Origin of the sequence: Streptomyces sp. NPDC004667, assembly GCF_040609475.1 — a bacterium.
Classification (GTDB): domain Bacteria; phylum Actinomycetota; class Actinomycetes; order Streptomycetales; family Streptomycetaceae; genus Streptomyces.
Genome location: NZ_JBEXKC010000138.1, coordinates 1 through 11843, shown reverse-complemented (window position 1 = coordinate 11843; position 11843 = coordinate 1). Strand labels below are relative to the sequence as shown.

The 11843-nt window shown below is 73.9% G+C and carries 7 protein-coding genes; all 7 read left to right on the top strand.

Going from position 1 to position 11843, the window contains the following annotated elements; all coding sequences use genetic code 11:
• A partial coding sequence (locus ABZW32_RS37060; protein ID WP_356224904.1) for a saccharopine dehydrogenase C-terminal domain-containing protein occupies window positions 1–998 on the top strand: 998 nt, incomplete at its 5' end.
• Window positions 995–2362, top strand: a complete 1368-nt coding sequence (locus ABZW32_RS37055) for an ATP-grasp domain-containing protein (protein WP_356224902.1) — start codon at window positions 995–997, stop codon at window positions 2360–2362. The genes ABZW32_RS37060 and ABZW32_RS37055, both read left to right, overlap by 4 nt.
• The gene (locus ABZW32_RS37050) at window positions 2352–3605 is read left to right on the top strand and encodes an MFS transporter (RefSeq protein ID WP_356224900.1); all 1254 of its coding nucleotides are present in this window, start codon (window positions 2352–2354) and stop codon (window positions 3603–3605) included. Before ABZW32_RS37055 ends, ABZW32_RS37050 begins: the two co-directional genes overlap by 11 nt.
• A gap of 57 nt (window positions 3606–3662) precedes the next feature.
• Entirely contained in the window at window positions 3663–4991 is a 1329-nt protein-coding gene (locus tag ABZW32_RS37045; RefSeq protein WP_356224898.1) for a SidA/IucD/PvdA family monooxygenase, read from the top strand.
• Window positions 4991–6169 carry an FAD-dependent oxidoreductase gene (locus ABZW32_RS37040; protein WP_356224897.1) on the top strand — a complete coding sequence of 393 codons (1179 nt, stop codon included), beginning with the start codon at window positions 4991–4993 and terminating at the stop codon, window positions 6167–6169. Before ABZW32_RS37045 ends, ABZW32_RS37040 begins: the two co-directional genes overlap by 1 nt.
• A complete protein-coding gene (locus ABZW32_RS37035; protein ID WP_356224895.1) occupies window positions 6166–8460 on the top strand; it encodes a class I tRNA ligase family protein in 2295 nt (764 codons plus the stop codon). The genes ABZW32_RS37040 and ABZW32_RS37035 overlap by 4 nt, the downstream gene beginning before the upstream one ends.
• Window positions 8457–11747 (top strand): amino acid adenylation domain-containing protein, encoded by a 3291-nt coding sequence (locus ABZW32_RS37030; protein ID WP_356224893.1) that lies wholly within the window; start codon window positions 8457–8459, stop codon window positions 11745–11747. The genes ABZW32_RS37035 and ABZW32_RS37030 overlap by 4 nt, the downstream gene beginning before the upstream one ends.
• Window positions 11748–11843 lie beyond the last annotated feature (96 nt).

The following is an 11843-nucleotide window of genomic DNA, read 5'->3' as shown; positions in this document are numbered from 1 at the left end:
CAGCTGCTGCCGCCACGGAGACCTGGTGGTATCGGTGGGGTGCTTGCTCCGCGGTGTCCGGGCCGGGACGAGGCGGGGATCCGGCGTCGGCTTCGCCGACCGACCGCGGTGCCCACTTCGCCTGCACCAGCTACGTCTCCCCGGAGCTCGCCGCGCTCGCCGGGGAGGCCGCCGCGCGGACCCGTACCGTCGTGCTCACCGAGGCCGGACTCGACCCCGGCATCGACCACCTGATGGCCCACGACCTGGTCGCCAGGGGCCGCGGGGCCATCGGCTCGTTACCGGCGACCGCCGCGTTCACCTCCTACTGCGGAGGGGTCCCGGCGGTCCCCAACGCCTTCCGCTACCGCTTCAGCTGGGCCCCGTACGGGGTCCTCGCGGCCCTCGGCTCCCCGGCCCGGCACATCGACTCCGGGGCCGAGCGCACCGCCGCCCGCCCCTGGGAGGCCACCCGGCCACTGGTCCTGGCGGGCGAGGAGTTCGAGGTCTACCCCAACCGCGACAGCCTCCCCTTCGTCGCCCAGTACGGCATCCCGCACCAGTGGCAGCTCGCCACCTTCGTCCGCGGCACCCTGCGCAACGCGGGCTGGCGCACCGCCTGGAAGGAGGTCTTCGACACCGTCTCCGCCGGGGACCCCGACGCCGTCCGCGCGCTGGCCGCGGCCCTCGCCGCCCGCTACCCCACCACCCCCGCCGACCGCGACCGCGTCGTCCTGTCGGTCTCCCTCGAACTGCGCACCGCCGCCGGGACCCGCTGGCGCGGCTCCCACCTGCTGGACCTCACCGGCGACGGCGAAGAGTCCGCGATGGCCCGCTGCGTCTCCCTCCCCGTCGCCTACGGCGTCACCCGCATCCTGGCCGGCGCCCTCCCCGCCGGCCTCAACCGGGCCGCCGAGACGCCCCGGGAGACCACCCGCTGGCTCACCTTCCTCGCCGCCCACGGCCTGGGCGGGACCTGCGAAGAAACCGCCTCCACCCCCTCAGGAGTCCCGGCATGACCCACCCGACCGCGCACCCCTCCCACCCCGCCGCCGCCCTCCCGCTCCCCGAGGCCTTCGTCCTCACCGGCGCCTTCCGGGTCGTCTGCCGCAACCCCCGCTACCTGGAGGAACTCGCCGCCCGCGGGCTGAAGATCCTCCTGATCACCCCCGAGTCCTACCGGGACGCCGCCGAGACCGCCCGCAAGGACCCCGACCACCCGGCCTCCCTGATCGACGAGATCGCCTACGTCGACGGCTCCCTCGACCTCGACGGCTCCTTCACCCCCGGCTTCGCCGCCCGGGCCCGCGCCTGGCGCGGCCGCTACACCGTGCGCGGCGCCTACGCCGTCGGCGAGACCCTGGTCGAGCAGACCGGCCTGCTCTGCGACGCGCTCGGCCTGCCCGGACCCGGACTGCGCGCCACCCGCGTCTGCCGCAGCAAGTACCTCCAGCGCTGGTACCTCGACGCCTTCGGCCCGGCCTGCCTGGTGGTGCCGCCCGGCGGCCGCGAGGACGCCGACCTGACCGCGCTGACCTACCCGGTCGTCGCCAAACCCGCCACCCGGCACTCCAGTTCGGGCGTGGTCGCCGTCGAGGACGCCGGGGCGATGCGCGCCCTGCTGGGGGAGTACCCCGCCCACGAGACCGTGCTGATCGAGGAGAAGGCCACCGGCCAGGAGTACTCCGTCGAGACCCTCGTCCAGCACGGCGAGCCCGTCTTCGCGTCGGTGACCCGCAAGGAGACCACCGAGTCCGGCGCGCACACCTTCGTGGAGCTCGCCCACTCCGTCCCCGACCCCTCCGGCGGCCACGACGCGGTCCTGCTCGACGCCAACCGCCGGATGCTGGACGCCCTCGGCTTCCGCGACGGCATCGCCCACTCCGAGTGGCGCGTCGGCGCCGACGGCCGCCCCTGCCTGATGGAGGTCGCCGCGCGCACCCCCGGCGACGGCCTGCTCGCCCTCTACCACCTGGCCACCGGGCAGCCGATGGAACCCGAGATCATCAAGATCGCCCTCGGCGAGCCCGCCTCCTACCCACCGCCGCGCCGGTTCACCCGCCAGGTCTACCTCGACCACGCGCCGGGGATCCTCGCCGACGTCACCCTCGACCGGCCCGGCGTACGCCCGCAGTGGGTGGGCGAGGCCGGGATGTGGCCCGAGTGGCGGCCCGGAGCCGCCGGGGACCCGGCCGCGCTGCGCGCGCTCCTCGTCCTGAAGGAGGCCGGTGCCCGGCTGGGCCCGCTCGCCAGCTCCGACGACCGCGCGGTGACCTTCCTCCTCGACGCCCCGACCACCGACGGCCTGGACGCACTGGAACGCTCCGTACGGGCCGCCGTCACCGTCGTCACCGAACCGGAGGCCGGCGCCGATGAGCACTGACGTCCGCCCCGCCGAGGCCGCCCCGGAGCCGGCGGCCGCGCCCGCCGCCCCCGGGGTGTGGGTGACCTTCAAGGAGGCCCCGCGCGCGGTGAAGACCGTACTGGCCGGGGTGCTCGTCAACCGGCTCAGCGGCTTCCTGCACGTCTTCCTCGTCCTCTTCCTCACCGCCGAGGGCCACTCCAAGGGCCACACCGTCATCGCCCTGGGCGTCTACGGTGGCGGGGCCGTCGCCGGCTCCCTGGCCGGCGGCACCCTCGCCGACCGGCTCGGCATCCGCGGCGCCACCGTGCTCTCCATGAGCAGCACGGCCGTGCTCACCGCCTCCCTCCTCTACCTGTCCGACTTCACCCTGCTGCTCTGCGCCATCGCCCTCGTCAGCCTGGGCGCCCAGCTGTTCCGCCCCGCCTCGGCCACCCTGCTCGCCGAACAGACCGACGGCGACCGGCAGATCATGATCTTCGCGATGTACCGCTTCGGCCTCAACGTCGGCGCGACCGCCGCCCCGCTGCTGGGCTACGCGCTCTACAACGCCGGCGGGCAGACGTACACCCTGCTGTTCTGGGGAGAGGCCGCCCTCGCCCTCGCCTACGCGCTCGTCGCACGGGCCACCCTGCCCGCCAGGAACCCGGCCCGTACCGGGCCGGCGCGCGAGACGGCCCCCACCGGCGGCTACGGCGCGGTCCTGCGCGACCGCCGCTACCTGCTCTACCTCGTCGCCGCCTTCTTCCACTCCGCCGTCTACATGCAGTACCTCTCCACGCTCCCGCTCTCGCTGAAGGACGCGCACATCGCGCTCTTCTGGTACACCTTCGCGGTCGCGCTCAACGGCTTCATCGTCATCGCCTTCGAGCTGCTGGTCACCAAGGTCTCGCAGCGCTGGCCCCTGAAGATCACCATCGGCCTGGGCTTCGCCCTCGTCGGCGCCGGCGTCGCCTGCTACGGACTGCCGATCGGGCCCGCCGCCGTGGTCATCGGCACCCTCGTCTGGTCCCTGGGCGAGATCCTCGGCGGCCCCGCCGTCTTCGCCTACCCGGCGGGCGCCGGGCCCGAAGCGCTGCGCTCCCGCTACATCGGCAGCTTCCAGTTCACCTTCGGCCTGGGCTCCGCCCTCGGCCCGATGGCCGGCACCTGGCTCTTCCTCCAGTACGGCCAGCTCGTCTGGCCGCTGGTCGGCGCCTGCTCCCTGCTCGCCACCCTGTTCGGCCTGATCGCCGTACGCACGCGCCCGGCCGTCGCGGCCTAGCGCTCCCCACCCCACCCCCTCCTCTTCCCTTACCGAATCGAACGAGAGGTTCCGACCATGGGGCACGAGAGCTTCCGGCCGGGCATCACGCACTTCCGCTGCCTGGGAGTCGGCGTGGGCCCGGCCAACCTGAGCCTGGCCTCCCTGCTGCACAGCAGGCCGGACGTACCCAATCTCTTCCTCGACCGCAAGGAGTCCTTCAGCTGGCACGACGGCCAGCAGATCCCGGGCACCACCCTCCAGGTCTCCCAGTTCAAGGACCTGGTGAGCCTCGCCGATCCCGCGAACCCGTTCTCGTTCCTGTCGTACCTGCACGCCAAGGGACGGGTCTACCACTTCCTCAACGCACAGTTCGAGGACGTGCCGAGGCTGGAGTTCCGCAACTACCTGGCCTGGGCCAGCCGCCGCAACGAGAACATCGTCTTCGGCGAGGGCGTCCGGGAGGTCGGCTTCGACGACGGCCTCGGCGCGTTCACCGTCCGCACCGACCGCCGCGAGCTGACCGCCGAGAACGTCGTGATCGGCGTCGGCAGCCGCCCCTGGGTCCCGCCGCAGGGCGAAGGACGGCTCGGCCCCACGCAGTTCCACGTCGCCGACTACCTGAACGCCGCCCGCGACGTCGGCGGCAAGCGGGTCGTGGTCATCGGCGGCGGTCAGTCCGGCGCCGAGGCCTTCCTCGACCTGATCTCCCGCAGCGGCTGGGACCTGCCCCGCCGGGTCTCCTGGATCTCGCGGCGGCCGAACTACCTCCCGATCGACGACTCGCCCTTCACCAACGACTACTACATGCCCAGCCACGCGGACTACTTCTACGGACTGCCGCGCGAGCGCCGCCAGTCGCTGAACTCCAGCAACCTCCTGACGAGCGACGGCATCTCCGAGTCCACGCTGCGCGAGATCTACCAGACCATCTACGTCCACCGGTTCGTCGAGGGCAACGAGGACCTGGTCGCCCTGCACCCCGGCCGCGAGGTCTTCGACGTCTCCACCGGCCCCCTCGGCGGCTGGGAGGTGTGCGCCCGGCACACGGGCGAGGCGGAGTCCGTGGAGAGGTTCGAGGCCGACATCGTCGTCTGGGCCACCGGATACCGGCCCGCGGCCATGGACTTCCTCGCCCCGCTCGGCGGCCGCCTGGAGCACGAGGGCGAGGAACTGCGCGTCGACGAGGACTACGCCGTCCGCTGGGACGGCCCCGCCGACCGCCGGATCTTCGTCCAGAACGGGGTCCGCGGCCAGCGCGGCCTCGCCGACCCCAACCTCAGCCTCAACGCCTGGCGCAGCCGGCGCATCGCCGACCGGCTGTGCGGCGTACGCGGCGACGAGCAGCTCGCCTCCTTCATCGAATGGTCCTCCAAGGCCCCGCAGGACGAACGGTGGAGCGCCTGATGCCCGCCACCGGCCCCGCCACGGGCCCCCTCGACGGTCCCGCCACCGGCGCCGACGCCACCGAGCCCGCCGGCTACCGCGACACCGCCCCCGACGCGGGCGGTCCCACCGGCGCCCGCACCGGCGTCGCCGTCGTGGGCGCGGGCATCCTCGGGGTGCTCATCGCCCGCGAGATCCTCACCCGCGACCCCTCCGCCACCGTCACCGTCCTCGACCGGGACATGATCGGCTCCGGCGCCACCCGCCGCTCCGCCGGACTCCACTTCCCGCGCGGCGCGAACGACACCGTGCGCACCCTGGCCGCCGAGAGCGAGCGCTTCTACGCCGACCTCCACACGGCCCGCCCGGACCTGCCCATCCACCCGCTCGGCATGACCGTCCTGGCCCCCGAGAGCGCCGAGGAACGGCTGCGCGAGGTCTACCTGCCCGAGGCCAAACTCCGCTGGACCGCCGAACTCCCGCCCGTGGCCGGGCCCTTGCCGGAGAGCTTCGGGGCCTGGGAGGGCGACGGCTGCCAGTACGCGGACGTGCAAGCCCTCACCCAGCTGCTCGCCGCCGAACTGCGCCCCCGGGTCGCCTTCCGCGAGGGCGTCGCCGTCACCTCCGTCGCCGCCGGGCCCGGCGGTGCCCGCCTGACCCTGACCGGCGGCGCCACCCTCACCGCCGAGCACGTGGTGATCGCCCCCGGGCCCTGGCTCGCCGAACCCGCCTGGCGGGACCTGGTCGCCCCCCTCGGAGCGCGGGTCAAGAAGATAGTCGCCCTGCACATCGACCGGGCGCCCGCCCCGGGGGACCGGGCGGTGGTCCTGCACGCCGAGGACGCGTTCCTGCTGCCCTTCCACCACCGCGGCCACTGGCTGTTCAGCTACACCTGCCGGGAGTGGGACGTAGACCCCGCGGCCGTCGACCCCGCCCTGACCGCCGGCCACCTGCGCGAGGCCCGCGCCCTGCTCACCCGCTACGCCCCGGACCTGGCCGCCCACTGCCGCTCCGGCCGGGTCTTCTGCGACGCGTACGGGCCCGGCGGCACGCCCCTGGTCACCGTGCTCGACCCCTACGGCCGGCTCGTGTTCGCGGGCGCCGCCAGCGGCTCCGGCTACCGGCTGGCCCCGGCCCTCGCCGCCCGCGCCGCCGACCTGATCCCCTCCCTCCCGTCTCCGCGAAAGGCCACGACATGATCATCGCGAGTTACGACGCCGACGTCCTGGAGCAGGCGTTCGGCATCGACATGAGCGGCGTGGAGGGGCTGGGCACGGCCGCCGGCTGGGGCCGCGTCGCCCCGGGCCGCGCCACCGACAGCCACCGGCACGACGAGACCGAGCTGTTCGTCATCGTCTCGGGCCGCGGCGAGTTCGTCATCGACGGCGAACGCCACCCCGCCGCCCCCGGCACCGTCGTCCTCTTCGAACCCTTCGAGTCCCACGTCCTGGAGAACACCGGTCCGCAGGACGACGGCGGGGACGCGGCCGACGGCACCGACCTCGTATTCTTCACCCAGTACTGGCGCGACGCCCAGCGCGCCGCCACCTCCGCCGCCGACCCGGTCCGCAAGGGCTTCGGCGACCGCCCCGTCTTCGTCTTCTCCACCCCGCCCACCCCCAACGGCGACCTCCACCTCGGCCACCTCTCCGGCCCCTACCTCGGCGCCGACGCCTTCACCCGCTACCAGCGCATGACCGGCGCCGAGGCCTACCACCTCACCGGCAGCGACGACTACCAGAGCTACGTGGTCGCGGCCGCCGCCAAGGACGGCAACACCCCCGCCGGGACCGCCGCCCACTACAGCGCCGAGATCGCCGAAACCCTGCGGCTGATGGACATACCGCTCGACCAGTACACCGTCACCGACCAGGACCCCGCCTACCGCGAGGGCCTGCGGGACTTCTTCGGCAAGGTCGTCGCCTCCGGCGAGATCGCCGTCACCGAGACCGACGCCCTCTACGACGCCACCACCGGCGGCTACCTCTACGAGGCCGACGTCAAGGGCGGCTGCCCCGGCTGCGGCTCCACCACCTCCGGCAACATCTGCGAGGAGTGCGGCGAGCCCAACACCGTCGCCGACCTGACCGGCCCCCGCTCGGCCCGCTCCGACGCCCCGCCCACCACCGCCCCGGCCGCCCGCTGGACCCTGCCCCTGCACGCCTACGCCGGGGACGTCCGCGCCCACCACCGCCTGGGCCGGGTCCCGGCCCGGCTGCGCGAACTGGCCGACCGGCTCTTCCGACGCCCCGACCTGACCATCCCCCTCACCCACCCCTCCACCTGGGGCGTCGAGCCGCGCGAGACCGGCACCGACGGCCAGGTCATCTGGGTGTGGCCCGAGATGAGCTACGGGTTCCTGCACGGCATCCAGTCCCTCGGCGCCCGCCTGGGCCGGCCCTGGAAGGCGGCGGACCCGGCCGCCGACTGGAAGATCGTCCACTTCTTCGGCTACGACAACAGCTTCTACCACTCCGTGCTCTACCCGGTCCTCTACCAGCTCGCCTTCCCCGGCTGGACCCCCGACATCGACTACCACGTCAACGAGTTCTACCTGCTCGAAGGCGAGAAGTTCTCCACCAGCCGCCGCCACGCCATCTGGGGCAAGGAGATCCTCACCCCCGACACCGTCGACTCCGTCCGCTACTTCCTCGCCTCCACCCGCCCCGAGGGCACCCGCACCGACTTCCGGCGCGCCGCCTACGAGGCCACCCTGACCGACACCCTCATCGGCACCTGGCAGCAGTGGCTGAACGACCTCGGCGCCCGCGTCGCCAAGCACCACGGCGGCCTGGCCCCCGACGCCGGGAACTGGACCGCGGAACACTCCGCCTTCCTCGCCCGGCTCGGCACCCGCCTCGCCTCCGTCACCGGCGCCCTGCAGAACGACTCCTTCTCCCTCAACCAGGCCGCCGCCGAACTCGACGGCATCGTCCGCGACACCGTCCGCTTCGCCCGCGCCGAAGGCCTCCTCACCGACACCCCCGGCTGGGAGGCCGAGAACCGCACCGCCGTCGCCCTCGAACTGGCCGCCGCCCGGCTGCTCGCGCACGCCGCCGCCCCCGTCATGCCCCGCTTCGCCGACCGGCTCGCCGCCGCCCTCGGCACCGATGCTCCGCGCGCCTGGCCCCGTAGCGTCGAACTCCTCGCCCCCGGCAGCGCCGTCACCCTCGCCGACGCCGTCTTCTTCCAGCCGGCCCCGCCCGCCCCGCCCGCCGAGCCGGCCCTCACCCCCTGGCTCACCGGGATCGCCCGCACCGTCCTGCGCCTCGGCGACGACGAGCAGATCGCCCACCGCACCCTCACCCAGCTCGCGGCCGGCTCCCTCCAGGCCGTCACCGTCCAGTACCAGATCCTCGACGCCCTCGACGTCGACCTCTCCATGGACGAACTCCTGCACGGCGGCACCCTCGCGGAACTCGCCGCCGTCATCGCCGAGCGCGCCGAGCCCTCCGCCGTCGCCGCCCTGACCTCGGGGGACGCCCGATGAACGCCCGCCACATGCTGCGCGAGATAGCCCGGCGCGGACTGTCGGTCACCCTCACCGACGGCGACCTGCGCCTCCAGGGCAACCGAGAGCGGATGGACCCCGAGTTCATCGCCCGCCTCAAGGCCGCCAAGCCCGAACTCGTCGCCCACCTCGCCCGCGAGGCCGAACACGGCCCCGGCTTCCCCCTCACCCCGCTCCAGCGCAGCTACTACCTCGGCCGCAGCGGGATCTTCGAGATCGGCGACGTCGCCAGCCACGTCTTCCACGAGATCGAGGGCGACTGGGACCTCGACCGCCTCCAGGCCTCCCTCGACACCGTCGTGGCCGCCCACAGCGCCCTGCGCTCGCGCTTCCTCTCCGACGAACGCCAGGTCACCGAGTACGGCGACCACGCCCCGCGCATCGGCGTCCTCGACCTGCGCGGCCACAGCCCCCGCCAGCAGGAGCTGATCCGCGCCGAACTGCGCGAGATGCGTTCCCACCAGGTGCTCCCCGCCGACCAGGCGCCCCTGCTCACCGTCGACGCCACCATCCTCGACGACGACCGGATGGTGCTGCACGTCGGCCACGACGGGCTCGTGATGGACGGGATCAGCATGTTCCTGTTCTTCCGCGCCTGGTGGCACGCCTACCAGAGCCCCGCCGCCGACGTCCACGAGGAACTCCCCTACGAGGACTACGTCGCCGCCCTCGAAGCCGCCCGCGACCGCGCCCCCGCCCGCCGCTCGCGCGACTACTGGATGGAGCGCTGCGAGGACCTCGCCCCCCACCCCGACCTGCCGCTGCGCACCAGCCCGGCCGCCCTGACCGGCACCCGGTTCACCCAGCGCACGGTCCGTCTGGACCGCGCGCGGTGGAGCGCCCTCAAGGACCGGGCCGCCGCCGCCGGACTGACCCCCTCCGCCCTGCTGCTCGCCGCGTACGCGGAAACCCTGTCCACCTGGGGCGCGGGGGAGCGGTTCACCCTCACCACCACCGTCGCCCACCGCCCGCCCGTGCACCCCCGGGTCTTCGAGGCCATCGGCCAGTTCTCCGACACCCTCCTCGTCGAGGCCGAGGTCGACCGCTCCCTGCCCTTCGCGGCACGTGCCAAGGCCCTCCAGACCCGCCTGCACACCGACATCGACCACCGGCACTTCTCCGGCATCGAGGTCCTCAAGGAACTGGCCCGCCGCCGCGGCGGGGTGGCCGGCGCCCGGATGCCCTTCACCTTCAACAGCGCCATCGGACACGTCAGCAGCGAGGTCGACGGCTCCGCCCTGGAACTCTTCGGCGAGGAGGTCTTCTCCGTCAGCCAGACCCCGCAGGTGTGGCTCAACGCCTTCGCGATGGAACGCCGCGGCGACCTCGTCGTCCAGCTCGACGGCATCGACGAACTCTTCTGCGAGGGCCTCCTCGACGACCTCGCGCACGGCTACGGAACCCTCCTGGCCGCCCTCGTCGACGAGAGCGCCTGGCAGCTGCACCACTTCGACCTGCTGCCGCCCGCCCAGCGGGCCCGCCGCGACGAGGCCAACGACACCGCCGTGGCCCTGCCCGACGAGATGCTCGGCGACGCCATCGTCGCCCAGGCCGCCCGCACCCCCGCCGCCCCCGCCGTCCTGACCTCCGACCGCACCATGACCTACGGCGAACTCCTGCACCGGGCCGCGACCGCCGCGACCTGGCTGCGCGGCCAGGGAGTGGGCCGCGGCGAACTCGTCGGCCTCGTCATGCGGCGCGGGCCCGAGCAGATCGTCGGCATCCTCGCCACCGTCCTCGCCGGCGCCGCCTACCTGCCCGTCGACGCCGACCTGCCCGCCGCCCGCCAGGACTACATGCTGGCCGACGGCGAGGTCCGCTGCGTCCTGACCAACACCGGCCGGCCCGACTCCGGTGACATCGCCTGCTTCGACCTCACCCGGCCCTGCTCCGGCCGCGCCGAGGTCCCCGACCGGCTCCCCGGATCCCACCCGGACGACCTCGCGTACGTCCTCTACACCTCCGGCACCACCGGCGCCCCCAAGGGCGTCATGGTGACCCACCGCAACGTCGCCAACGTCGTCGCCGACTGCCAGACCCGCTTCGGGATCACCCCCGAGGACCGGTTCATGGCCATCAGCGCCTTCAACTTCGACCTGTCCGTCTGGGACGTCTTCGGAGCCCTCGCGGCCGGCGCGGCCCTCGTGATGCCCGACCGCGACAAGGCCGTCGACCCCGCCCACTGGCTCGACCTGTGCCGCCTGCACGACATCAGCGTCTGGAACTCCGTCCCCGCCATCGTCGGCCTGCTGCACGGCCAGGCCCGCGCCGACGGCGCCGTACCGCCCGCCCTGCGCCTGGTCATGATGAGCGGCGACCGGCTCCCGCCCGCCCTGCCCGCGCAGCTGCGCGCGATGATGCCGGAGCTGGAGGTGGTCTCCCTCGGCGGCCCCACCGAGACCACCATCTGGAACATCCTGCACCCCGTCGGCGAGGAGGAGGACGGCAGCGAATCCATCCCCTACGGACGCCCCAACGCCAACAACCGCGCCTACGTCCTGGACCGCCACGGCCTCGACGCCCCCGACTGGGTCACCGGCGAGATCGTCGCCGCCGGCACCGGCCTGGCACGCGGCTACTGGCGCGACGAGGAACGCACCGCCGAGCGGTTCCACGAGGACCCCGTACGCGGCGAACGCCTCTACCGCACCGGCGACCTCGGCCGGTACCTGCCCGACGGGAACATCCAGATCCTCGGCCGCAGCGACTTCCAGATCAAGATCAACGGCTATCGGATCGAGGCCGGGGAGGTCGAGACCCGCCTCGCCGCCCTCGCCGAGGTCACCCGCGCCGTCGTCGCCGCCCAGGGCAACCGCCTCGTCGCCCACCTGGTGCCCGCCGGGGAGCACCGCCCGCACCTGAACGACCTGCGCGGGGCCCTGCGCTCCGACCTGCCCGACTACATGCTCCCCGCGGCCGTCCTGTGGCACGACGAGCTGCCGCTGACCCGCAACGGCAAGGTGGACCGCACCCGGCTGGCCGAACTCGGCGCGCAGGCCCCCGCCGACGCAGCGCCCACCGGCGGCAGCGCCCCCGCCACCCAGGCCGAGAAGATCCTCTGCGACATCTGGTCCACCGTCCTGCGCCGCCCCGACGTCGGCGCCCTGGACACCCTCGCCTCCCTCGGCGGCGACTCCATCGCGGCCGCCCGGATCCTCACCGCCGCCCGCAAGCGCTTCGGCGTCACCCTCACCCTCGACCAGTTCTCGGAACTGGAGACCGTCCGCGCGATGGCCGCCGTCCTCATGCCGGCGGTGACCCGATGACCGCCGCGCGGACCCCCGCTCCGGCGCGGGCGTCCGCCGCGGCCCCGGCCGGCGGCGACGCCGGCCCCGAGACGATCCGGCGGATCGTCAGCCTCC